General features: G+C 52.5%; 21 protein-coding genes. 15 read left to right on the top strand and 6 right to left on the bottom strand.

Annotation, left to right across the window (positions count from 1 at the left end):
* Window positions 1–73 precede the first annotated feature (73 nt).
* Window positions 74–736, bottom strand: a complete 663-nt coding sequence (fsa, locus tag JQ822_RS02530; protein WP_213132144.1) for a fructose-6-phosphate aldolase — start codon at window positions 734–736, stop codon at window positions 74–76.
* A gap of 132 nt (window positions 737–868) precedes the next feature.
* Between fsa and JQ822_RS02525 the strand changes: the two genes are divergently transcribed.
* From JQ822_RS02525 to JQ822_RS02510, 4 genes are all read left to right on the top strand, one after another.
* Entirely contained in the window at window positions 869–1,768 is a 900-nt protein-coding gene (locus JQ822_RS02525; RefSeq protein WP_213132143.1) for a glycyl-radical enzyme activating protein, read from the top strand.
* A 5-nt stretch (window positions 1,769–1,773) separates the two neighbouring features.
* Window positions 1,774–4,206 (top strand): glycyl radical protein, encoded by a 2,433-nt coding sequence (locus tag JQ822_RS02520; protein ID WP_213132142.1) that lies wholly within the window; start codon window positions 1,774–1,776, stop codon window positions 4,204–4,206.
* Between the two features lie 121 nt (window positions 4,207–4,327).
* Window positions 4,328–5,137 (top strand): Cof-type HAD-IIB family hydrolase, encoded by an 810-nt coding sequence (locus JQ822_RS02515; protein ID WP_213132141.1) that lies wholly within the window; start codon window positions 4,328–4,330, stop codon window positions 5,135–5,137.
* Window positions 5,138–5,293: 156 nt separating this feature from the next.
* On the top strand, window positions 5,294–6,556 hold the full coding sequence (locus JQ822_RS02510) for a DUF1479 domain-containing protein (protein ID WP_213132140.1): 1,263 nt from the start codon (window positions 5,294–5,296) through the stop codon (window positions 6,554–6,556).
* A gap of 144 nt (window positions 6,557–6,700) precedes the next feature.
* On the opposite strand, the gene JQ822_RS02505 is transcribed toward JQ822_RS02510, so the two are convergent.
* Complete coding sequence (locus JQ822_RS02505; protein ID WP_135321144.1) at window positions 6,701–8,293, bottom strand: ABC-F family ATPase; 1,593 nt, start codon at window positions 8,291–8,293, stop codon at window positions 6,701–6,703.
* A 225-nt stretch (window positions 8,294–8,518) separates the two neighbouring features.
* Here JQ822_RS02505 and ldtB point away from each other — a divergent pair, with 225 nt between their 5' ends.
* The gene (gene ldtB, locus JQ822_RS02500; RefSeq protein ID WP_213132139.1) at window positions 8,519–9,439 is read left to right on the top strand and encodes a L,D-transpeptidase; all 921 of its coding nucleotides are present in this window, start codon (window positions 8,519–8,521) and stop codon (window positions 9,437–9,439) included.
* 62 nt (window positions 9,440–9,501) lie between these two features.
* Here the strand turns inward: ldtB and JQ822_RS02495 are convergent, their stop codons facing one another.
* Window positions 9,502–10,611: an anion transporter gene (locus tag JQ822_RS02495; RefSeq protein WP_213132138.1), complete on the bottom strand. Its 1,110-nt coding sequence runs from the start codon at window positions 10,609–10,611 to the stop codon at window positions 9,502–9,504.
* Window positions 10,608–11,081 (bottom strand): manganese-binding transcriptional regulator MntR, encoded by a 474-nt coding sequence (gene mntR / locus JQ822_RS02490; protein ID WP_213132137.1) that lies wholly within the window; start codon window positions 11,079–11,081, stop codon window positions 10,608–10,610. Before mntR ends, JQ822_RS02495 begins: the two co-directional genes overlap by 4 nt.
* A 187-nt stretch (window positions 11,082–11,268) precedes the next feature.
* On the opposite strand from mntR, the gene mntS reads away from it, so the two are divergent.
* Window positions 11,269–11,397, top strand: a complete 129-nt coding sequence (gene mntS, locus JQ822_RS02485; RefSeq protein ID WP_213132136.1) for a manganase accumulation protein MntS — start codon at window positions 11,269–11,271, stop codon at window positions 11,395–11,397.
* Window positions 11,398–11,672: 275 nt separating this feature from the next.
* Complete coding sequence (locus JQ822_RS02480; protein WP_213132953.1) at window positions 11,673–13,259, top strand: phosphoethanolamine transferase; 1,587 nt, start codon at window positions 11,673–11,675, stop codon at window positions 13,257–13,259.
* Between the two features lie 64 nt (window positions 13,260–13,323).
* Here JQ822_RS02480 and ompX read toward each other — a convergent pair whose 3' ends face one another.
* The gene (ompX, locus tag JQ822_RS02475; RefSeq protein WP_135321138.1) at window positions 13,324–13,839 is read right to left on the bottom strand and encodes an outer membrane protein OmpX; all 516 of its coding nucleotides are present in this window, start codon (window positions 13,837–13,839) and stop codon (window positions 13,324–13,326) included.
* Window positions 13,840–14,192: 353 nt separating this feature from the next.
* On the opposite strand from ompX, the gene rhtA reads away from it, so the two are divergent.
* The 6 genes from rhtA (at window position 14,193) to ybiO (ending at window position 20,839) form a co-directional block, all read left to right on the top strand.
* A complete protein-coding gene (rhtA, locus tag JQ822_RS02470) occupies window positions 14,193–15,080 on the top strand; it encodes a threonine/homoserine exporter RhtA (protein ID WP_213132135.1) in 888 nt (295 codons plus the stop codon).
* Between the two features lie 304 nt (window positions 15,081–15,384).
* Window positions 15,385–15,888: a DNA starvation/stationary phase protection protein Dps gene (dps, locus tag JQ822_RS02465; protein ID WP_096757751.1), complete on the top strand. Its 504-nt coding sequence runs from the start codon at window positions 15,385–15,387 to the stop codon at window positions 15,886–15,888.
* 365 nt (window positions 15,889–16,253) lie between these two features.
* Window positions 16,254–17,000 carry a glutamine ABC transporter substrate-binding protein GlnH gene (glnH, locus tag JQ822_RS02460; protein WP_213132134.1) on the top strand — a complete coding sequence of 249 codons (747 nt, stop codon included), beginning with the start codon at window positions 16,254–16,256 and terminating at the stop codon, window positions 16,998–17,000.
* Between the two features lie 108 nt (window positions 17,001–17,108).
* Window positions 17,109–17,768: a glutamine ABC transporter permease GlnP gene (gene glnP / locus JQ822_RS02455; protein WP_096757753.1), complete on the top strand. Its 660-nt coding sequence runs from the start codon at window positions 17,109–17,111 to the stop codon at window positions 17,766–17,768.
* Window positions 17,765–18,487 (top strand): glutamine ABC transporter ATP-binding protein GlnQ, encoded by a 723-nt coding sequence (gene glnQ, locus JQ822_RS02450; RefSeq protein WP_115258988.1) that lies wholly within the window; start codon window positions 17,765–17,767, stop codon window positions 18,485–18,487. Before glnP ends, glnQ begins: the two co-directional genes overlap by 4 nt.
* Before the next feature lie 117 nt (window positions 18,488–18,604).
* A complete protein-coding gene (ybiO, locus tag JQ822_RS02445; RefSeq protein WP_213132133.1) occupies window positions 18,605–20,839 on the top strand; it encodes a mechanosensitive channel protein in 2,235 nt (744 codons plus the stop codon).
* Here the strand turns inward: ybiO and rlmF are convergent.
* Window positions 20,836–21,762 (bottom strand): 23S rRNA (adenine(1618)-N(6))-methyltransferase RlmF, encoded by a 927-nt coding sequence (gene rlmF, locus JQ822_RS02440; RefSeq protein ID WP_213132132.1) that lies wholly within the window; start codon window positions 21,760–21,762, stop codon window positions 20,836–20,838. The two genes, ybiO and rlmF, sit on opposite strands and share 4 nt — an antisense overlap.
* Window positions 21,763–21,972: 210 nt before the next feature.
* On the opposite strand from rlmF, the gene mcbA reads away from it, so the two are divergent.
* Window positions 21,973–22,233 (top strand): DUF1471 family periplasmic protein McbA, encoded by a 261-nt coding sequence (gene mcbA, locus JQ822_RS02435; protein WP_213132131.1) that lies wholly within the window; start codon window positions 21,973–21,975, stop codon window positions 22,231–22,233.
* A 290-nt stretch (window positions 22,234–22,523) separates the two neighbouring features.
* The gene (locus JQ822_RS02430) at window positions 22,524–24,809 is read left to right on the top strand and encodes a catecholate siderophore receptor Fiu (RefSeq protein WP_213132130.1); all 2,286 of its coding nucleotides are present in this window, start codon (window positions 22,524–22,526) and stop codon (window positions 24,807–24,809) included.
* Window positions 24,810–24,826 lie beyond the last annotated feature (17 nt).

Genomic DNA, 24,826 nt, shown 5'->3' with positions numbered 1-24,826 from the left:
CGGCTTCGCCTTACCCGACCTACAACGGCTCGAATGTAGGCCAGGTAAGCGTTAGCACCACCCGGCAACAGCATCAGATCGATGTACGTCCAAATGCGCTTTGCCAGTCGTGCTCGAACTTCGCGACGGCAGCATCAACAGCCGGGGAGCTAATCAACTGCTGAGCAACGTCCAGCGGCAGCGTAATGGCTTCACAGCCGGCCAGCAGGCAGTCAAGCGCCTGACGCGGGGTTTTAAAACTGGCAGCCAGCACTTTGGCGTGCGGCGCGTGCAGTTTCAGTAAGTTTTGCAGATCGGTCACCGTCTGAATGCCGTCGCCGCCCTGCGCGTCCACGCGGTTAACGTATGGCGCGATGTATTCCGCTCCCGCCAGCGCAGCTAATAATCCTTGAGCAGCACCATACACCGCAGTACCCAATGTAGGGATCCCTTCTTCTTTCAGCAATTTAATTGCTGCCAGCCCTTCTACAGTGACCGGCACTTTCACCACGATGTCCCCAATGATTGCCCGTAGTTTACGCGCGTCGCCGACCATCCCTTCGGCGGTCGTCGCCATCACCTGCGCAAACAGACGGCCTTGCCCACCCATTGCTTCCTGCAATTGCGGCAGCAATACGTCCAGCGGCGTTTTCCCCACAGCCACAATACTCGGGTTAGTGGTCACCCCTGCCAGCGGGAATACACGCGCCAGAGCTTTTACCGCATCAACATCAGATGTATCTAAATAGAGTTCCATAGCCTGCCCTCAAACGAATAATTAGCATGAATTAAAGGTAGCACGACGAAACCGCGCGGTTAGTTGACGCACGTCAATATAACCTTCATTCGAAAGTAATTTAATCTTTATACGAAAGAAAAGAGGCCGCTTATGATTTTCAATATCCAGCGCTATTCCACCCACGATGGTCCCGGTATCCGTACCGTGGTGTTCCTTAAGGGATGCTCCCTGGGATGTCGTTGGTGCCAGAACCCGGAGAGCCGCGCCCGTACACAGGATCTGCTGTACGACGCTCGCCTGTGCCTGGACGGTTGTGACCTGTGTGCTCAGGCTGCACCTGACGTTATTGAGCGAGCGCTGAACGGCCTGCTTATTCATCGCGAAAAACTGACCGATGAGACTCTCGCCGCGCTGACCCACTGCTGCCCGACCCAGGCGCTCACCGTCTGCGGTGAAGTAAAAAGCGTGGAGGAAATCATGTCCACCGTGCTGCGCGATAAACCTTTCTACGACCGCAGCGGGGGGGGGATAACGCTTTCCGGCGGTGAACCGTTTATGCAGCCGGAGCTGGCTGCGGCGTTGTTCAAAGCCAGCCACGATGCGGGCATTCATACTGCGGTCGAAACCTGCCTGCACGTGCCGTGGAAGTATATTGAGCCCTCATTAGCGAACATCGATCTGTTTCTGGCCGATTTAAAACACGTCGCCGATGCGCCGTTTAAGCAGTGGACTGATGGCAACGCCGCTCGCGTGCTGGAAAATCTGAAAAAACTGGCCGCTGCCGGTAAAAAAATGGTTATTCGCGTACCGCTGATTCAGGGCTTCAACGCCGACGAAGAGGCGATTAAAGCCATTACCGATTTTGCCGCCGATGAACTTCACGTCGGTGAGATTCATTTTTTGCCCTACCACACCCTGGGCATCAATAAATACCATTTACTCAGCCAACCCTACAACGCCCCGGATAAACCGCTAGATGCGCCTGCACTGCTCGAGTTTGCCCAGCAGTATGCCTGCCATAAAGGTTTAACCGCGACCCTACGAGGATAACCGCCATGACTACACTGAAACTGGATACACTCAGCGACCGCATCAAAGCGCACAAAACTGCCCTGATCCACATTGTGAAACCGCCGGTTTGTACCGAGCGCGCCCAACACTACACCGAGATGTATCAGCAGCATCTGGACAAACCCATCCCGGTACGCCGCGCGCTGGCGCTGGCGCATCATCTGGCGGAACGTACCATCTGGATTAAACACGATGAGTTGATTATCGGTAACCAGGCAAGTGAAGTACGCGCCGCACCGATCTTCCCGGAATATACCGTGTCGTGGATTGAAAAAGAGATCGACGATTTGGCCGACCGTCCTGGCGCAGGCTTTGCGGTAAGCGAAGAGAACAAACGCGTACTGCATGAAATATGCCCGTGGTGGCGTGGTCAGACCGTGCAGGATCGCTGCTACGGCATGTTTACCGACGAGCAAAAAGGCCTGCTGGAAACCGGTATCATCAAAGCCGAAGGCAACATGACCTCCGGTGATGCACACCTGGCGGTGAACTTCCCGCTGCTACTGGAAAAAGGCATCGATGGTCTGCGCCACAAAGTCGATGAACGTCGTTCCCGCATTAACCTGACCTGCCTGGAAGATCTTCATGGCGATCAGTTCCTGAAAGCAATTGATATTGTGCTGGATGCCGTCAGCCTGCATATCGAACGTTTCGCCAGCCTGGCGCGTAAAATGGCGGCAACTGAAACCCGTGAAAGCCGTCGCGATGAGCTGCTGGCAATGGCCGAAAACTGCGATGTTATCGCCCACGAACCGCCAAAAACGTTCTGGCAGGCGCTGCAGCTGTGCTATTTCATCCAGTTGATCCTGCAAATCGAATCGAACGGCCATTCGGTGTCGTTTGGCCGCATGGACCAGTATCTCTACCCGTTCTACCGTCGCGACGTGGAGCTGAACCAAAGTCTTGACCGCGAGCACGCCATTGAGTTGCTGCACAGCTGCTGGCTGAAGCTGCTGGAAGTGAACAAAATCCGCTCCGGCTCTCACTCTAAAGCCTCAGCAGGCAGCCCGCTGTATCAAAACGTCACTATCGGCGGTCAGAACCTGGTCAACGGCCAGCCAATAGATGCCGTCAACCCGCTCTCCTACGCCATTCTGGAATCCTGCGGTCGCCTGCGTTCCACCCAGCCGAACCTCAGCGTACGTTATCACGCCGGAATGAGTAACGATTTCCTTGATGCCTGCGTGCAGGTCATCCGCTGCGGTTTCGGCATGCCAGCCTTTAACAACGACGAAATTGTTATCCCGGAATTCATTAAGCTGGGTATTGAACCGCAGGACGCTTACGACTATGCGGCAATTGGCTGCATCGAAACTGCCGTTGGCGGCAAGTGGGGCTACCGCTGCACCGGCATGAGCTTTATTAACTTTGCCCGCGTGATGCTGGCCGCGCTGGAAGGAGGTCGTGATGCCACCAGTGGTAAAGTCTTCCTGCCACAGGAAAAAGCGCTCTCTGCCGGAAACTTCCATAACTTCGATGAAGTGATGGCGGCCTGGGACACGCAGATCCGCTACTACACACGCAAATCCATCGAGATTGAGTATGTGGTCGATACCATGCTGGAAGAAAACGTCCACGACATCCTGTGCTCCGCGCTGGTGGATGATTGCATTGAGCGGGCGAAGAGCATTAAGCAAGGCGGCGCAAAATATGACTGGGTATCCGGTTTGCAGGTCGGCATTGCTAACCTTGGCAACAGTCTGGCGGCTGTAAAAAAACTGGTCTTCGATCAGGGGGTTATCGGTCAGCAACAGCTGGCGACTGCCCTGGCGGATAACTTTGAAGGCCTCACTCATGAGCAGCTACGCCAGCGTCTGATCAACGGCGCGCCAAAATACGGTAACGATGATGACAGCGTCGATACCCTGCTGGCCCGCGCTTATCAGACCTATATCGATGAGCTGAAGCAGTATCATAACCCGCGTTACGGTCGCGGTCCGGTTGGCGGCAATTACTATGCCGGTACCTCTTCCATCTCAGCAAACGTGCCGTTTGGCGCAGCAACGATGGCAACGCCGGATGGTCGTAAGGCGCATACCCCGCTGGCGGAAGGCGCAAGCCCGGCCTCCGGTACCGACCACCTCGGCCCAACGGCGGTGATTGGTTCAGTGGGCAAACTGCCGACCGGCGCGATCCTGGGTGGCGTGCTGTTAAATCAGAAGCTGAACCCGGCCACGCTGGAAAATGAATCTGATAAGCAGAAGCTGATGTTCCTGCTGCGCACCTTCTTTGAAGAGCATAAAGGCTGGCATATTCAGTACAACATCGTTTCGCGCGAAACGTTGCTGGAAGCGAAAAAACACCCGGATCAATACCGTGATCTGGTGGTGCGTGTGGCAGGCTACTCAGCCTTCTTCACCGCCCTGTCTCCGGATGCGCAGGACGATATCATAGCCCGTACCGAACATATGCTGTAATCATCATTGCCCGGGGGCATTTTCGCCTGCCGGGCAATTTAGTTTCGAATGAAATAAATTTGTGCTACAGGTCACATTGTTATTAGAATGTTTCTGGTTGCAGTGAATACCAGGAGCAGATATGACCATCAAAGTTATCGTCACTGATATGGACGGAACTTTTCTCGACGACGCCAAGCAGTACGATCGCCAACGATTTATGGCGCAGTACCAGGAACTGAAAAAAAGAGATATTGAATTTGTCGTGGCCAGCGGCAACCAGTACTACCAGCTCATCTCCTTTTTCCCGCAGCTTAAAGACGAGATCTCTTTTGTCGCAGAGAACGGCGCGCTGGTGTATGAACACGGCAAACAGCTTTTTCACGGTGAGCTTACCCGCCACGAATCCCGTATTGTCATTGGTGAACTGCTAAAAGATAAGCAACTGAACTTTGTGGCCTGTGGACTGCAAAGCGCCTACGTTAGCAAAAATGCCCCAGAGTCCTTTGTCGCGTTGATGTCAAAACACTATCATCGCCTGAAACCCGTGACGGATTATCAGGACATTGATGATGTGCTGTTCAAGTTCTCGCTTAATCTGCCTGATGCGCAAATCCCGTTGGTTATTGACCACTTGCATAGCTCGCTGGACGGTATTATGAAGCCCGTCACCAGCGGTTTTGGTTTTATCGATCTGATAATCCCTGGTTTACATAAAGCCAATGGCATCAGCCGCCTGCTAAAACGCTGGAACCTGTCGCCACAGAATGTCGTTGCCATTGGCGACAGCGGTAACGATGCGGAAATGCTGAAAATGGCGCACTACTCTTTCGCCATGGCAAATGCCGCCGACAGCATTAAAGCGATTGCCCGCTACCAGACCGATGACAACAATCATCAGGGCGCACTGAACGTGATCCAGGCCGTACTCGACAACACCTCCCCGTTTTAGCATTTACTCTTACTAACCGGAGCCATCTGCTCCGGTTTTCACTCTTTTTGTATTCTGCGCACGCCATCAAATTATTAAACTTGCATTAACTTATTTTTAACTTATATTGCAAATGTAAATCAAAAAGTTTCGAATGAAAGTTAATGCGAGGTGGTTATGGCTTTTACTTTTACCAGCGACACGCTTCCTGCCGATCACAAAGCGGCGATCCGTCAGATGAAGCAGGAACTGCGGACACAGCTTGGCGACGTCCAGCAAATCTTCAATCAACTTAGCGATGCTATTGCCACCCGCGTGGCGGAGATCAACGCGCTCAAAGCGCAAGGTGCTCCGGTCTGGCCGATATTATCTTATGCCGATATCAAAGCGGGCCGCGTGAGTACAGAGCAGCGGGAAGAGATTAAGCGTCGCGGATGCGCGGTCATTAAGGGCCATTTCCCCCGCGAGCAGGCGCTGGCATGGGATCAGTCGATGCTCGACTATCTGGATCGCAACCATTTTGACGAGGTCTATAAAGGGCCTGGCGATAACTTCTTCGGCACTCTGAGCGCATCACGTCCTGAAATCTACCCGATTTACTGGTCACAGGCGCAAATGCAGGCCCGCCAGAGTGAAGAGATGGCGAGCGCGCAGTCGTTTCTCAATCGCCTGTGGACTTTCGAAAGTGAAGGAAAACAGTGGTTTAACCCGGACGTCAGCGTAATCTACCCTGACCGCATCCGCCGCCGTCCACCGGGAACCACCTCCAAAGGACTCGGTGCGCATACTGACTCCGGCGCACTGGAGCGCTGGCTGCTCCCTGCGTATCAGCGCGTTTTTGCCTCTGTCTTTAACGGTAATCTGGCCGATTACAATCCGTGGCATGCGGCGCATCGTACCGACGTCGAGGAGTATACGGTCGATAACACCACCAAATGCTCCGTCTTCCGCACCTTCCAGGGCTGGACGGCACTTTCCGATATGTTGCCGGGTCAGGGCTTGTTGCATGTGGTCCCTGTTCCTGAGGCGATGGCTTATGTACTGCTACGCCCGCTGCTTGACGATGTCCCGGAAGATGAGCTGTGCGGCGTCGCGCCCGGACGAGTGCTGCCGATTTCACAGCAATGGCATCCGCTGTTGATCGAAGCGTTAACCAGCATTCCGCAACTGGAGGCCGGGGATTCCGTGTGGTGGCATTGCGATGTGATCCATTCCGTTGCGCCGGTTGAGAATCAACAGGGTTGGGGTAACGTGATGTACATTCCCGCCGCACCGATGTGCGAAAAGAATCTCGCCTATGCGCACAAGGTGAAGGAAGCGCTGGAAAAAGGTGTATCGCCGGGAGATTTCCCGCGTGAAGATTATGAAAGTAACTGGGAAGGACGCTTTACGCTGGAGGATTTGAATATCCACGGTAAGCGCGCGCTGGGGATTATTTAATTTGTAACTTACACCATTTTCCCTAAGTATTTCGCGTTACAGGAAGGCGGCCAGCCTGTAAACCCCCGGGAGCTTACATCAGTAAGTGACCGGGGTGAACAGGTGCAGCCAACACACCTGTAACACGAAAGACGACGGGAAAAATTATTCGACGCCTTTGCTACGCAGATAATCTTCGTAGTTACCAGTGAAGTCGATCACGCGTTCCGGCGTAATTTCAATCACGCGGGTGGCCAGCGAGCTGACGAATTCGCGGTCGTGAGAAACGAAGATCAGCGTACCCTGGTACATTTCCAGCGCCATGTTCAGCGATTCAATCGATTCCATGTCCAGGTGGTTGGTCGGTTCGTCCATCACCAGAATATTCGGTTTCTGCATCATCAGTTTACCGAACAGCATGCGCCCTTTTTCACCACCGGACAGCACCTTAGCAGGCTTTTTGATATCGTCCTGGCTGAACAGCAGACGACCCAGGAAGCTGCGAACAACCTGCTCATCGTCACCTTCCTGTTTCCACTGGCTCATCCATTCAAAAACGGTCAAATCGTTTTCGAACTCATATTCGTGATCCTGCGCGTAGTAGCCAATTTGCGCATTCTCAGACCATTTAACGGTGCCGTTATCCGGCGCCATGTCGCCTACAAGTACTTTCAGCATGGTCGATTTACCCACGCCGTTAGCCCCCAGGATGGCAACCTTTTCGCCCACTTCCAGCAGCAGATTGAAGTTTTTAAACAGCGGGCCGTTATCAAAACCTTTGGTCAGCGCTTCCACTTCCAGCGCGTTACGGAACAGTTTCTTATCCTGTTCGAAACGGATGAATGGGTTCTGACGGCTGGACGCTTTTACTTCGTCGAGCTTGATTTTATCAATCTGACGCGCACGAGATGTCGCCTGGCGGGATTTCGAGGCGTTGGCGCTAAAGCGACTAACGAAGGATTGCAGGTCGGCAATTTGCGCTTTTTTCTTGGCGTTATCAGCCAACAAACGCTCACGCGCCTGGGTTGCTGCCGTCATGTATTCATCATAGTTACCCGGATAAACACGCAGCTCGCCGTAGTCGAGATCCGCCATATGCGTACAAACCATGTTCAGGAAGTGACGGTCGTGCGAAATAATGATCATGGTGCTGTCACGCTCGTTCAGCGTCTGCTCCAGCCAACGAATGGTATCGATGTCCAGGTTGTTGGTTGGTTCATCGAGCAGCAGGATGTCCGGGTTAGAGAACAGCGCCTGCGCCAGCAGCACACGCAGCTTCCAGCCGGGTGCAACTTCGCTCATCGGGCCGTAATGTTGTTCTACCGGAATACCGACGCCCAGCAGCAGTTCACCGGCACGAGATTCTGCCGAATAGCCGTCCATCTCGCCGTATTTAACTTCGAGATCCGCGACTTTATAGCCGTCTTCTTCGCTCATTTCCGGCAGCGCATAGATACGGTCACGTTCCTGCTTCACTTCCCACAGTTCAGCATGACCCATAATGACGGTGTCCAGAACGGTGAACTCTTCAAAAGCGAACTGATCCTGACGCAGCTTACCGATGCGTTCGTTCGGATCGAGGGAAACGTTCCCCAGCGTCGGTTCGAGGTCGCCGCCGAGAATTTTCATAAAAGTGGATTTACCGCTACCGTTGGCGCCAATCAGGCCGTAACGGTTGCCGCCGCCAAATTTGACGGAAATATTTTCAAACAGCGGCTTACTGCCGAACTGCATGGTGACGTTGCTGGAAACTAACACTGGCGTATCCTGAAAGAAGAAATATGTGACGAACCGCTTATTATGCCATAACTCTGCGATAAGATCGCGCCTCTGATGCAAGAGGGATAAAGTGAAACCAAACGGAAAAAAATGTGATTTAGTACACATCCGAATTCCTTGTTGCATAGAATGCACATATAATGCGTGCCCAACACTACATAAATCTCAACCCACTAGCCTGCCAGGCTTCAGAATCTCGCAAAAATGAATATGAAATTGACAACGCTTTTCGCGGCGGCACTCGCAGTAGTTGGTTTTTGTAACACTGCCTCAGCCGTCACGTACCCGCTGCCTACCGATGGTAGCCGTTTGATTGGCCAGAACCAGGTCATCACCATTCCTGAAGGCAACACCCAACCGCTGGAGTACTATGCGGCTGAATACCAGATGGGTTTGTCCAACATGCTGGAAGCCAACCCGGGCGTGGATACCTTCCTGCCGAAGGGCGGCACCGTGCTGAACATTCCTCAGCAGCTGATCCTGCCGGATACCGTGCATGAAGGTATTGTTATCAACAGCGCAGAAATGCGTCTGTACTACTACCCGAAAGGCACCAACACCGTTATCGTTTTACCGATTGGTATCGGCCAGTTAGGCAAAGACACGCCGATCAACTGGACCACCAAAGTTGAGCGTAAGAAAGCGGGTCCGACCTGGACGCCAACTGCCAAGATGCACGCTGAATACCGCGCTGCGGGCGAACCGCTGCCAGCGGTTGTTCCAGCCGGTCCGGATAACCCGATGGGCCTGTACGCACTGTATATCGGTCGCCTGTATGCCATCCACGGGACCAACGCGAACTTCGGCGTCGGCTTACGCGTCAGCCACGGTTGCGTGCGTCTGCGTAATGAAGACATCAAGTTCCTGTTTGAAAACGTTCCGGTTGGCACGCGCGTCCAGTTTATCGATGAACCGGTAAAAGCCACGACCGAACCAGACGGTAGCCGTTACATCGAGGTACATAATCCACTGTCTACCACTGAAGAGCAGTTCGAAGGTGGCGAAATCGTACCGATTACGCTGAACAAGAGCATTACCAGCATCACCGGTCAACCGGACGTCGATCAGGCCGTTGTTGAGCAGGCCGTCCAGAACCGTTCCGGTATGCCGGTTCGTCTGAACTAAGCAGACCTGAAACGAAAAAGGCGGATGATTCATCCGCCTTTTTTATTGTCTCTGTGCCGCAACTATCGCAACAGCAGCAAACCATACCCCACCAGCGCCGCCCAAAACAGCATCGGCACCGAATACCAATGAAAACGCCACCAGATACGCCGGTCGTTTGCCATGCGTAAAGCAATAAGATTCGCCAGCGATCCCGGTAACAGGCCAAAACCGCCAATATTGACAGCCCAGGCCAGCAACAGCGTTGGCGGAACGTAATTCAGTAGCAAAATAGTGCTGGGTACATTACTGATAAACTGCGACAGGCCAATTGCCGTCAGCCATAGTCCGGGTTGTGAAAGCGTGCCAAAGTGACCCGAAATACCCTGGAGTACGGGTAACTGCGTCAACAGGTGTACATCGATAAACATCGCCATAAACACCAGCAGCAGCGTCCAGTCCACGCTGAAGATCACACGGCGAGCCAGCACCATAAAGCCTGCCGCTACAATCGCCAGCCCCCACAGCTCTTGCTTTAGCTCCAGTGCCGTCAGAAAGACGATATACAGTGCCAGGCAACTCCACACCAGCCGGGGCTGCCAGTCCGGCGCACGCGTGCCGGTATGATAGTGCAACGCTGTACGCGGAAAACTGAACCAGCACAGCACCACCAGCGTCAGCATCATCGCACCGGCAAGCGGCGCCATTTGCCAGGTAAACGCGGCGAATGACAACCCGGAGCGCCCCCACATCAGGATATTTTGCGGATTACCGATCGGTGTCAGCAGCGATCCCGCATTCACCGCCAGCGCCTCAAAAATAATGAGCCGGTTTACCGGGATCGCGCACAGCTTTTTCAGGGTGATGGTCAGCGGCACCACAATAAAAAGAGCGACATCGTTGGTCAGAAACGTCGACAGTAACGCCGCCGCGAGCACCATAAATATCGCCAACTGACGTTCCGTTTTGAAGCGGCGGGTCATCTTGCGGCCTAGCACATCAAAATAACCGCTTAGCTCCACGCCTTTGGTGAGGAGCATCAGGCCGCCAAGCGTAATGATCGTATGCCAGTCAATGGCCCCCGGCCAGCTCCGAGGGGCAAACGGTGTGAACAAACTCAGTACAATACCGGTGATGATTAGCAGTTGGAAAAAACGATCGCGCTGCAATGCGCGTAATAAAGGAAAACTCATTCAGAGCCTGTTCCTTGCTGTTGGGTAAAGCGGCTAAAAGCCTCCAGCGTTTCCTTGCTCACGTGGTGTTCCATCCCTTCCGCATCGCGGCGGGCAATTTCCGGGCTGATGCCTAACATCAGCAGAAAATTTTCTACGATCTGATGACGTTCGCGACTCTCCTGAGCCAGTTTTTCACCTTCTGCGGTTAAGAACACGCCACGCCAGGGAATCATTTCAATCAACCCCACGGAGGCAAGGCGCTTGAGCATCTTGGCGACGGTGGGTTGGGAAACGCCAAGCCGGGCGGCCATATCCACCTGACGCGCCTCCCCTACTTCGATAATGAGATCGGAAATCAGCTCCACGTAATCATCAATCAGTTCGCGACGGTGCGCCTCCCTGACCTGACGAAACCCTTCAACATGTTCCTCAACATTCACCAATTGCGTCACTTTTTTTGTTGTTGGCGTACCTGCGCGACGACTCATTCTGCTTCCTCGTTCTTGTGACGCGTTAACGGCATCTGATTAGATGAGCGCTCATTGTAAACCAGAGTTGCGTGGGCACAAAAATTTAACGTTTTAGCAATAGCTATATAATATAGCCTGTGCTATATCTGTATATAATAAAGACATCCCTCAAGGACTGATGGGATCGTGAAGTCAGGAGGTTCATATGAATGAATTCAAGAGGTGTATACGCGTGTTTAGTCACTCTCCTTTTAAAGTACGGTTGATGCTGATCTCTATGCTGTGCGACATGATCAACGGCAAACCAGAGCAGGATAAACCCTCCGGAAAATAATGCGGCGTCGCGGTACGCCGCTTCATTTTCCTGCCGTAACGTCGATGCGCTGGTCAGTTTCCCACAATAACCCTTCTTTTTGTCCGTTTTGCCATCTCCCTCGCAAAACATTTTCTTTGTAGTAGTTGACCTTCTCTCGCACAAACTCTATCTTTTCGCAGCCCTGCGTATATAGCGGCTCGCAGATGCGGACCTCATCCCTCTTCTCGCTCTCTCAGGCAGGCAATGACCCTTTGCGCCAGGGTAAGCACATGGCGTTTTTGCAACAGTGGCATATGAATTTAACCCTCAAAGATTCACTTATTGCTCGTAGCCGGGCGCTTAGCCCGTGGACTGGCTTTTATTTCCTACAGTCTCTGCTGATAAACCTCGCATTGGGCTACCCGCTTAGCCTGCTTTATAGCGTCGCCTTTACCTGTATATTGCTGCTGCTGTGGCGCTATGCGCCGCGCACGCAAAAAGTGCTGATTGGCATTTGTTCACTGATTGCAGCGATGTACTTCCCGTTTGGTCAGGCTTACGGCTCGCCAAACTTCAATACCCTGCTGGCGCTGCACTCGACCAACATGGAAGAGTCCACCGAAATCCTGACCATTTTCCCCTGGTACAACTACCTGGTCGGGGTATTTATCTTCGCCCTTGGCGTACTCGCCGTACGACGTAAAAAAGACGCGACCAAACGCCGCTGGAATAAGCTCGACAGTCTGTGCTTGTTGGTCAGCATTGTGGCGTTCTTTGTCACGCCCGTGCAAAATCTGGCCTGGGGCGGCGTCTTTAAATTGAAAGATACCGGCTATCCGGTGTTCCGCTTTGCCAAGGACGTTATCGTCAATAACCACGAAGTCCTCGACGAACAGGAGCGCATGGCGAAGCTTTCGAGCGTCAAAGACAGCTGGACGGTGACGGCGGTGAAACCCAGGTACCACACCTATGTCGTGGTCATCGGTGAAAGCGCCCGCCGTGATGCGTTAGGCGCGTTCGGCGGTCACTGGGATAACACGCCCTTTGCCAGCAGCGTTAACGGCTATATTTTTGCAGATTACATCGCGGCCAGCGGGTCAACGCAGAAATCACTGGGCTTAACGCTTAATCGGGTGGTCGATGATAAGCCGCAGTTCCAGGATAACTTTGTCACCCTCGCCAACCGCGCCGGGTTCCAGACGTGGTGGTTCTCTAATCAGGGGCAGATCGGTGAATATGATACGGCCATCGCCAGTATCGCCAAGCGCGCTGACGAGGTTCACTTCCTGAAAAACGGCGACTTCGAAGCCGATAAGAACACCCGCGATGAAGCGCTGTTGAAAATGACCGCCCAGGTATTAGAAACGGAGCGCACTCAACCCCAGCTCATCGTGCTGCACCTGATGGGTTCACATCCGCAAGCCTGCGACCGTACCCAGGGGAAATATGAGACCTTCGTCCAGTCAAGAGAGACGTCGTGTTATCTGTACACCATGAAGCAGACCGATGACCTGCTGCGCCAACTCTACGATCAACTGCGTAATAGCGGCGACAGCTTCTCGATGGTCTACTTCTCCGATCATGGCCTCGCCTTTAAAGAACGCGGAAAAGAGGTGCAGTACCTGGCGCACGACGATCAATTCCAGCAGAATTTCCAGGTGCCGTTTATGGTGATATCCAGCGACGATAAAGCACATAGGGTCATTAAAGCCCGTCGTTCTGCGAACGACTTCCTGAGCTTCTTCTCACAGTGGACGGGGATCAGCGCAAAAGAAATCACTAACCGCTACCGTTTTATCTCAGAGAAAAAGGCCGGACCGGTGTATATCACCAACTTCAAATTACAGAAGGTGGACTACAACCATCTTGGCACCGACATCTTCGAAACCAAATCACGTTAACCTCGCAAATTGCAGGCAAAAAAAATCCGCCCCGTGAGGCGGATTTTTTATATCACCGAAGTGATTAGAAGCGGTAACCAACACCCGCGATCCAGGTACCTACGTCAACGCTACGAATACGGCTCTGCTCGTAAGAGAAGTCCAGGGCAACGTTTTCGATCGGGTTGAACTGCAGACCAGCACCGTAAGAGAAACCGTAGTCGCTGGTGGTGTGGTTATCAGCCGGGGATGCCGCGTTCTGGAATTTACCGTAGCCAACACCCACTACACCGTAGATGCTTGCCCAGTCGTTCAGACGGTAAGCAGGACCCGCAGTGATGCCGTAGTACTGGGTTTTGTTGTAGTCGCCAGAAGCATCGGTACGATCTTTTTCAGTGTAAGTGAAGGAACCGATTACGCCCAGCGGGTTGTTGTCCTGCTCGTAACGATACTTCAGGTTAAAACCGTTCATTTTGTTCGCAGCGCCCTGAGCGTCGCTCTGAGCATAACCACCGGTAACGGTAGAAGTAGACGCGACAGCGGAACCTGCGGAGAAAGCCAGAACAGCGGCCAGTGCTGAAAGACATGCAATTTTTTTCATAACCACCTCAAATGTGCTTCAAGTAAATCTTAAGTTTTAAATATACCAAAAATTGATGGGAAACTCTTTGCGATTAGCGATGTCTAACGGAAAATTTCATGTAACAGAACATTTCAAAATCCAGCTATCTCTTTCAATTAACATCACTTTTATAACGAATAATGCCATTATTGCGCGCACAACACGGCACATTCATCCAGAACATTCCTAATCACGCAGATTATTAATCCATCAATTTCATGCCATTGTACGTATCTCAGCAAAAATTTTTTCAACGAATACTCAACCACCTGTGTGTATTTCCATTACACTCGCTGTTTTACTTCTATTGACATAATTTGACAGGAGAAAGGATGCCGGGATCGTCACGTAAAGCGCCAGTCTGGTTGCCTATTTTGGTTTTGCTGATTGCGATGTCCTCTATACAAAGCGGCGCATCGCTGGCGAAATCGCTGTTCCCGCTCGTCGGCGCGCCTGGCGTGACCGCACTACGTCTGGCGCTGGGAACGTTAATCCTCATCGCATTCTTTAAACCCTGGCGGTTACGCTTTGCCAAAGAGCAGCGTCTTCCTCTGCTGTTTTACGGCCTGTCGTTGGGCGGGATGAACTATCTCTTCTACCTGTCGATTCAGACCGTCCCGCTGGGAATTGCCGTAGCGCTGGAGTTCACCGGACCGCTGGCGGTGGCGCTGTTTTCTTCCCGACGCCCTGTTGATTTTGTTTGGGTGGCACTGGCCGTACTCGGACTCTGGTTCCTGCTGCCGTTGGGCCAGGACGTGTCGCAGGTAGACTTAACCGGTGCCGCACTGGCGCTGGCCGCTGGTGCCTGCTGGGCTGTCTATATTCTTACCGGCCAGCGTGCTGGCGCAGAGCACGGCCCGGCAACTGTGGCGGTAGGTTCGCTGATTGCGGCGATCATTTTCGTTCCGCTGGGCGTCATGCAGGCCGGAGATGCGCTGTGGCACTGGTCGCTTCTGCCGTTGGGTCTGGCGGTCGCCGTCCTCTCTACGGCACTGCCCTACTCGCTGGAGATGATCGCATTAACGCGTCTGCCCACGCGCACGTTTGGCACGTTGATGAGCATGGAGCCTGCGCTGGCTGCAGTTTCCGGAATGATCTTCCTCGGAGAGACGCTAACGATGGTACAGATGCTGGCACTGGGTGCCATTATTGCCGCTTCAATGGGTTCTACGCTCACCATCCGTAAAGAGCCACAAATTAAGCAGCTCGACGTGAACTAACCTACCGCTATTCTGCATGGTTTGCATAATCATGCAGAATATCTTTTTGTTTATCTCAATGATTATTATTCCTGTCTCGCTACTCTTTCGCACTGCCTATTTACCTCAAATATCAACACTCAGAAAAAATAACTGACAACAAATTACAATTCGATCTATATAATTGATCTAATTGAATATTTATATTTCACATACTGCTCGCTATTAAAGTGATAGGTAAGGCCAGAAAAATAAAGCTGAATTTAGGTCTATACTTACTCTCGTTGAATGACCTGGGACATAAATATCAAGAGGATATGAGATTATGAGTACCGCAAAATTGGTAAAAACAAAAGCATCCCCCCTTCTTTATACCCGTAACGATGTATCCGACAGTGATAAGAAAGCGACCGTGGAGCTGTTGAATCAGCAGGTGATCCAGTTCATCGACCTGTCACTCATCACTAAGCAAGCGCACTGGAACATGCGCGGCGCCAATTTTATTGCCGTACATGAAATGCTGGATGGCTTCCGCACCGCATTAACCGATCACCTCGACACCATGGCCGAGCGCGCCGTGCAGTTGGGTGGCGTTGCACTGGGAACGACGCAGGTTATTAACAGCAAAACATCGCTGAAAAGCTACCCGCTGGATATCCACAGCGTGCAGGATCATCTGAAAGAGCTGGCTGAACGTTATGCCGTAGTCGCTAACAGCGTGCGTAAAGCCATTAGCGAAGCCAAAGATGAAGATACCGCAGATATTTTCACCGCGGCATCGCGCGATCTCGACAAATTCCTGTGGTTTATCGAAGCCAACATCGAATAACGTCCATGATAAGAAATACCTATATCACCCTCGCCCTGGCGGGGGTTTTGCACTTTTTTGGTGCGTAACATTGATCACCCGTCGCTGTAAAGTAAAATATTTGTAATAATCACTTCACACAATCGTTAACGAAAGATTGTTTTATCAACAATTTTTACGCTAAATAGTCATATCGTTTGCACCGCACTATTCATGCACCAAATTAGCGCCCCAGAACAGTGCAGACGGCCTGCTTTGCCCTACTTATTGTGCAGCAAAACGTAGCACCTTCTTGTTAAAACAATAAGTTGCAAAATTGGCACGATTATTTCATTACGCTATATGTTCTCGCAGGGGATCGCCCCGTGGATATAAAAGGAAATCCTATGAAGTCTGTATTAAAAGTTTCACTGGCTGCACTTACCCTGGCTTTTGCGATGTCTTCTCATGCCGCGGATAAGAAACTTGTTGTCGCAACCGACACCGCTTTTGTTCCGTTTGAATTCAAACAAGGTGACAAATACGTCGGTTTTGATGTGGATCTGTGGGCTGCTGTCGCCAAAGAACTGAAGCTGGATTATGAACTGAAACCGATGGATTTCAGCGGCATCATCCCGGCGCTGCAAACCAAAAATATCGATTTGGCGCTGGCAGGCATCACCATCACCGAAGAACGTAAAAAAGCGATCGACTTCTCTGACGGCTACTACAAAAGCGGCCTGTTAGTGATGGTCAAAGCAAACAATAACGACATCAAAAGCGTAAAAGATCTGGATGGTAAAGTGGTTGCTGTGAAAGGCGGAACAGGTTCTGTCGATTACGCAAAAGCAAACATCAAAACCAAAGATCTGCGTCAGTTCCCGAACATCGATAACGCGTATATGGAACTCGGCACCAGCCGCGCAGACGCCGTACTGCACGACACGCCTAACATCCTTTACTTCATTAAAACCGCGGGCAACGGCCAGTTCAAAGCCGTCGGTGATTCTCTGGAAGCTCAGCAGTACGGTATTGCCTTCCCGAAAGGCAGCGACGAACTGCGTGAGAAAGTGAACGGTGCGCTGAAAACGCTGAAAGAGAACGGCACGTACAACGAAATCTACAAAAAATGGTTCGGTACTGAACCTAAATAAATACAGCCTTCTGTAACGCCCGGTGGCGCTAACGCGTGCCGGGCCTACAATTTTGAGTCATCACGTTATGGCTCATTGTTTTTCTCACCACGGTAACAGGAACGACATATGCAGTTTGACTGGAGTGCTATTTGGCCCGCCATTCCGCTCTTAATCGAAGGCGCCAAAATGACCCTGTGGATTTCGGTCCTCGGTCTGGCTGGCGGTCTGGTAATCGGACTTGCAGCAGGTTTTGCACGTACCTTCGGCGGTTGGATAGCCAACCACGTTGCGTTGGTATTTATCGAAGTCATCCGCGGCACGCCTATCGTTGTGCAGGTGATGTTTATCTACTTCGCCCTGCCGATGGCGTTTAACGACTTGCGCATTGATCCCTTCAGCGCCGCCGTCGTCACCATCATGATTAACTCCGGTGCCTACATCGCAGAAATCACCCGTGGCGCGGTGCTCTCAATCCATAAAGGATTCAGCGAGGCCGGGCTGGCGCTGGGTCTCTCTCGCACAGAGACGATTCGTCACGTTATTTTGCCTCTCGCGCTGCGTCGTATGCTGCCGCCGCTGGGCAACCAGTGGATCATCAGCATTAAAGATACCTCACTGTTTATTGTCATTGGCGTCGCTGAACTGACCCGTCAGGGTCAGGAAATCATTGCCGGTAACTTCCGCGCACTGGAAATCTGGAGCGCCGTTGCGGTGTTCTATCTGATTATTACCCTGGTGCTGAGCTTCGTTCTGCGTCGTCTGGAAAGAAGGATGAAAATCCTGTGATTGAATTTAAAAACGTATCCAAGCATTTTGGTCCCACCCAGGTGCTGCATAACATTGATCTGAATATTGGCCAGGGTGAAGTGGTGGTGATTATCGGGCCTTCCGGCTCTGGTAAATCCACCCTGCTGCGTTGCATTAACAAGCTGGAAGAAATAACCTCCGGTGAGTTGATTGTTGACGGGCTAAAGGTCAACGATCCGAAGGTCGACGAGCGATTAATCCGCCAGGAAGCCGGGATGGTGTTCCAGCAGTTCTATCTGTTCCCACACCTGACGGCGCTGGAAAACGTCATGTTTGGGCCGCTACGCGTGCGTGGAGCGAAGAAAGATCAGGCGGAGAAACAGGCCAAAGAGTTACTGGCTAAAGTAGGCCTTGCCGAGCGTGCTCATCACTACCCTTCTGAGCTTTCCGGCGGCCAGCAGCAGCGTGTGGCGATCGCCCGTGCGCTGGCGGTGAAGCCGAAAATGATGCTGTTTGATGAGCCGACCTCAGCCCTTGATCCGGAACTTCGTCACGAAGTGCTGAAAGTTATGCAGGATCTGGCGGAAGAAGGCATGACAATGGTGATTGTGACCCACGAAATCGGCTTTGCCGAAAAAGTAGCCTCACGCCTGATCTTCATTGATAAGGGTCGTATTGCCGAAGATGGTAATCCGCAAACCTTAATTGAAAATCCGCCCAGCCAGCGTCTGCAGGAATTTTTGCAGCACGTTTCCTGATGCTGACACCTCCCTTCGCCCGAAGGGAGGTTCTCCCCCAGAATCTTCTGATTTCATGCCCCTCCCGTCCTGACATCTATACTTATCCTTTTGTGTTTGTTTCTCATAGGAGGAGTCATGCGGTGGATCTTGTTCATCTGCTTTTTTCTGCTGAGCACCCCGGCTCAGGCCGTCACGATACCCGGCGTAACCACCACAGCCTCCGCCAGTTCGCCAACCGAGCCTGCTGCAGAACCTGACGTTGAGCAAAAGAAGGCCGCCTACGGGGCGCTGGCGGACGTGCTGGAGAATGACGCCTCACGCCAGGAGTTGATTGGTCAGCTACGTAAAGTGGCGACAACACCGCCTCCCGAACCGGTACCCACCATTGTTCCGCCCACGTTAACAGAAGAAAAAACAGTACTTGAGAACGTGACCGATATCAGTCGCCACTACGGGGAAGCTCTCTCCAGCCGATTTGCCCAGCTTTATCGCAACATCACCGACGCGCCGCACAAATCATTTAACCCGCAAACGTTCACCAATGCCCTGACCCACTTTTTCATGCTGGCAGTTTCCGTGTTCGGGTTTTACTGGCTGATACGCGTATGCGCACTGCCGCTGTATCGCAAAATGGGACAATGGGCGCGGCAAAAAAATCGCGAACGCAGCAACTGGCTACAGCTTCCCGCCATGATTATCGGCGCGTTCATCATCGATTTAATGCTGCTGGCGCTGACGCTGTTTGTTGGGCAGATATTAAGCGACAAAATGAACGCCGGCAGCCGCACCATCGCTTTCCAGCAAAGTTTGTTTCTCAATGCCTTCGCGCTGATCGAGTTCTTCAAGGCCATTTTGCGCCTGATATTTTGCCCGATGGTGGCAGAGCTGCGTCCGTTCAATATTCAGGATGCAGGCGCACGCTACTGGAACCGTCGCCTGAGCGCATTAAGCAGCCTGATTGGCTACGGGCTGATCGTAGTGGTGCCCATTATCTCTAACCAGGTCAATGTGCAGGTTGGCGCCATGGCTAACGTCATCATCATGCTGTGTATTACGCTGTGGGCGCTGTATCTGATCTTCAGGAACAAAAGAGACATCACCCAGCATTTGCAGAATCTGGCCGAAAGGTCACTGGCTTTTTTCAGCCTGTTTATCCGCGCCTTTGCGCTGATATGGCACTGGCTGGCCAGCGCCTATTTCATTGTGCTGTTTTTCTTCTCGCTGTTTGATCCGGGCAACAGCCTGAAATTTATGATGGGGGCAACGCTGCGCAGCCTGGTGATTATCGGTATCGCCGCCTTTGTTTCCGGCATGTTTTCCCGCTGGATCGCTAAAACCATTACGCTTTCACCCCATACCCAGCGCAGCTATCCGGAATTGCAAAAACGGCTGAATGGCTGGCTGTCGACGGCATTAAACATCGCGCGGATCCTGACGGTTTGTGTTGCCGTTATGCTGCTCCTCAACGCCTGGGGGCTGTTCGATTTCTGGAACTGGCTACATTACGGCGCAGGCGAAAAAACGGTGGATATTCTGATCCGCATCGCGCTAATTTTATTCTTCTCCGCCATCGGCTGGACCCTGCTCGCCAGCCTGATTGAAAATCGTCTGACCTCAGATATCCATGGGCGCCCCCTGCCCAGCGCGCGTACCCGTACGTTACTGACGCTGTTTCGCAACGCGCTGGCGGTGATTATCAGCACCATCACTATTATGATTGTGCTGTCAGAAATTGGGGTCAATATTGCCCCATTGCTGGCAGGCGCGGGCGCACTGGGGCTGGCGATATCGTTCGGCTCGCAGACGCTGGTGAAGGATATTATTACCGGGATCTTTATCCAGTTTGAAAATGGCATGAACACCGGTGATTTGGTGACTATCGGTCCGCTAACCGGCACGGTTGAGCGAATGTCGATTCGTTCAGTGGGTGTGCGACAGGATACCGGGGCGTACCATATTATCCCGTGGTCTTCGATAACCACCTTCGCCAACTTTGTACGCGGTATTGGTTCGGTCGTCGCCAATTACGACGTGGACCGTCACGAAGATGCGGATAAAGCCAATCAGGCGTTGAAGGATGCCGTCGCGGCAGTGATGGAAATGGAAGATATTCGCGGATTTATTATTGGCGAGCCGTCGTTCGCGGGCATTGTGGGTTTAACCAATACGGCGTTTACGCTGCGGGTTTCGTTTACCACCTTACCGCTTAAGCAGTGGGCGGTACGCTTTGCGCTCGACAGTCAGGTGAAAAAATATTTTGATCGGGTCGGCGTACGTACGCCAGTACAGACCTACCAGGTCCTGCCTGCACCAGCGAATGGCCCCACGGCAGCAGTTGAACCACTGCCGCCGACGGAGCCGACGATTTAGCGTTGACGTGCCATAAAACGGCGGCGCTGATCGTTATCCATAAAGGTCCAGGCAATAAAGCGGCTCTGCTTTTGCCCCTGGGCCATCTCTTTTTTGACTACTTTCACCGCGCCCACATCGGTCAAGGCATGGTACAGCGGTGGCAGGTTTTCACCCCGTGAAACCAGCGTGGTGAACCACATCACCTGTCGACCGAAGGTCTGGCTTTCCGCGATCATTTTTTTGATAAATGCCACTTCGCCGCCTTCACACCACAGCTCCTGCTGCTGCCCGCCAAAGTTCAGGGCATCGTCTTTATCCTGTCCCAGATTACGGCGCTTGCGCTCACCGCCTGCACGGGCAGAAGCCGCAGAGTCATGGAACGGAGGGTTACACAGAGTGGCTTCGAACTGTTCATTCTTATGAATGATGCCGTTGAAGATAGCCGACGGCTCTTTCTGACGGCGCAGGCGGATAGCGCGGGTTAACCCCGGGTTGGCGTTAATGATCGCCTGTGCGCTGCTCAACGCTTCCTGGCTGGTCTCACTACCGGTAAACCGCCAGCCGTACTCGTGCACGCCAATCAGCGGATAAATACAGTTTGCCCCAACGCCAACGTCCAGCACGCTCGCATTAGCAGGAATTGTTCCCGTCGTTTCACCCAACAGATCGGCCAGATGGTGAATGTAATCCGCCCTACCCGGTACCGGTGGGCACAGGAAGCCCGGCGGAATATCCCAGTTAGCCACCGCATAGTAATGCGCCAGCAGTGCTTTATTCAGCGCCTTTACGGCCAATGGGTTAGCGAAATCAACGCTCTGCTCGCCGCCTGGCGTAATCGTGAGAAATTGCGTCAATTCGGGTGTAACCTGGCATAACGTAGCAAGATCGTAACGGCCATTGTGGCGGTTGCGTGGGTGTAATCCCGGTTTCTGGGGGGGCATAACATTCTCCTTTTAACAGCGGCGTAAGATACCCGCATAACGCCACGCGGTAAACACACTCCGCGGGGAAATCGATAATTTTTGCCTGATTGATGCTATCTGAATTGTTCAAAAAACACTCAGTTGATCATCAATTTTTTGCGGTAATTATCATGTCATGACGTCCTAAACTTATCAGGCACTACCCGTTGTTTCTCAGAGGATATCATTATGAAGAAATGCCTCACATTCCTTGCTGCTACCGTACTCGCTGGTATGGCATTTGCGTCTTTTGCTGCCCCGTCCAACACCATGCCTGCCACCGGTCCGCTACAAGCCTCCGGAACCGTATCGGCTACCGGCGCTTCAAATCTGAGCGATCTTGAAGACAAACTGGCGGAAAAAGCGAAAGAGCAAGGCGCAAAAGGCTTTGTGGTTAATTCTGCTGGCGGTAAAAACCAGATGTACGGTACAGCAACGATCTACAAGTAACCTCCCTCAGCCTAACTGCATTCATTCTGAATGCAGTTTTCTTTTCTGTCCTCAGCGCAACCTCTGCGCAAACTGTAAGCATCATGTTGAAACTTTGAATCCAATGTAAATAAATGTATTTATTTTTGAATTAATGAATGCTAAAAAGTCGCACTGATTAATAATGCTTATCAAAATCATTATCAATTACTCATTTCATTACGGCGAGACCTGCAGGCGTAACATCCAAAGAGATGTCCCTTCGCACGAGTGAAACCTTTTACTCAAAAAATAATAAGCTACTCATTAACATGGATAAAAATCGCAACCTGCCGTCCAGTAGTTTCCATTCGCTGACCTTTTTTGCCGGTCTGTGTATCAGTCTTTCACCGGTCGCTCAGGCCGTCGCCGCAGGCGATCAGGATAAAAAACAAGAAGATACGCTGGTCGTAGAGGCAGCCAAACCATCGCTGTACGCCCCCACACACTCTGCCGATCCCAAATTCTCCCGTCCGGTTGCCGATACGACGCGCACCATGACGGTAATCTCTGAGCAAGTCATCAAGGATCAAGGGGCAACCAACCTGACCGATGCACTGAAGAACGTTCCGGGCGTGGGCGCATTTTTTGCCGGTGAAAACGGCAACTCCACGACTGGTGACGCGATTTATATGCGTGGGGCTGACACCTCAAACAGCATTTACATCGACGGTGTTCGCGATATCGGCAGCGTCACGCGCGATACCTTCAATACCGAACAGGTTGAAGTCATCAAAGGTCCTTCCGGTACCGATTATGGCCGCAGCGCGCCAACTGGCTCGATCAATATGATCAGCAAACAGCCGCGCACCGACTCCGGCATTGATGCCTCTGCCAGCGTCGGCAGCGCCTGGTTCCGCCGCGGTACACTGGACATCAATCAGGCCATCGGCGACACCACCGCCGCCCGGTTAAACCTGATGGGTGAAAAAACGCACGATGCCGGACGCGATAACGTTAAAAACGAACGCTACGGCGTTGCTCCGTCTATCGCCTTTGGTTTAGGTACCGAAAACCGACTGTATCTGAACTATCTGCACGTCACCCAGCACAACACGCCGGACGGGGGCATTCCCACCATCGGCCTGCCGGGTTACTCCGCGCCTTCTGCGGGAACGTCTGCCCTGAACCATTCCGGGAAAGTCGATACGAATAACTTCTACGGCACCGATTCGGATTACGACGACTCAACGACTGATACCGCAACGATGCGTTTTGAGCATGACCTGAACGACACCACCACCGTACGCAACACCACACGCTGGTCACGTGTAAAACAAGATTATCTGATGACGGCAGTGATGGGCGGTGCGTCAAATATCACGCAACCCACCAGCAGCGTAGACACCTGGAGCTGGTCGCGGGTCGCGAACACCAAAGATGTCAGCAACAAAATCCTCACCAACCAGACCAACCTGACGTCAAAATTTTATACTGGCTCCATCGGCCATGACATCAGCACCGGCGTGGAATTTACGCGCGAAACGCAGACCAACTACGGCGTAGCGCCGATCACACCGCCGCCGGTGAATATTTACCATCCCAACAGCAACGTCAGCGTGGGTGGGTTGAACCGTAACGGTGCCAACGCCAACGGTCAGACCGATACCTTCGGCATTTATGCGTTCGATACGTTGCAAATTACCCGTGAATTTGAATTAAACGGCGGCATTCGCCTGGATAACTACCGCACCGAATATGACAGTGCTACCGCATGTGGGGCTTCCGGACGCGGTGCCGTCGCCTGTCCGACAGGCGTAGCAAAAGGATCGCCGGTCACCACCATTGATACCGCTAAATCCGGTAACCTGGTGAACTGGAAAGCAGGAGCGCTTTATCATCTGACAGATAACGGCAATGTTTACATTAACTATGCCGTCTCGCAGCAACCGCCGGGCGGCAGCAACTTTGCCCTCGCCCAAAGCGGTACTGGCAACAGCGCCAACCGTACCGATTTTAAACCGCAAAAAGCGAAGACCAGCGAAATTGGCACCAAATGGGAAGTGCTGGATAAACGCCTGCTGTTAACCGCCACGATTTTCCGTACCGACATTGAGAACGAAGTCGAACAGAACGACGACGGCACATATTCTCAGTACGGCGAGAAACGCGTTGAAGGGTACGAACTCTCTGTCGCCGGGAACATTACCCCGGCATGGCAGGTGATTGGCGGGTATACCCAGCAGCGTGCCACGGTACATAGCGGCAAAGACGTCGCTCAGGATGGTTCATCCTCCCTGCCATATACGCCGGAACATGCGTTCACACTGTGGAGTCAATATCAGGCCACGGATGATATCTCCGTTGGCGCAGGCGCACGCTACGTGGGCAGCATGCATCGCGGCGCTGACGGCGCAGTGGGTACGCCGTCCTTTACCGAAAGCTACTGGGTCGCTGATGCCAAGCTGGGATATCGCGTTAACCGCAATCTTGATTTCCAGCTCAACGTCTACAACCTGTTCGACACCGATTATGTCTCCTCGATCAACAAGAGCGGATACCGTTACCACCCGGGTGAGCCAAGAACCTTCCTGCTCACTGCCAATATGCATTTCTGATTTATCGCGTGGGGCGT

The organism is Citrobacter sp. FP75 (assembly GCF_018342065.1).
Lineage (GTDB): Bacteria > Pseudomonadota > Gammaproteobacteria > Enterobacterales > Enterobacteriaceae > Citrobacter.
The sequence above is the reverse complement of the archived record's forward strand: the minus strand, read 5'-3'. Positions and strand labels throughout refer to the sequence as shown.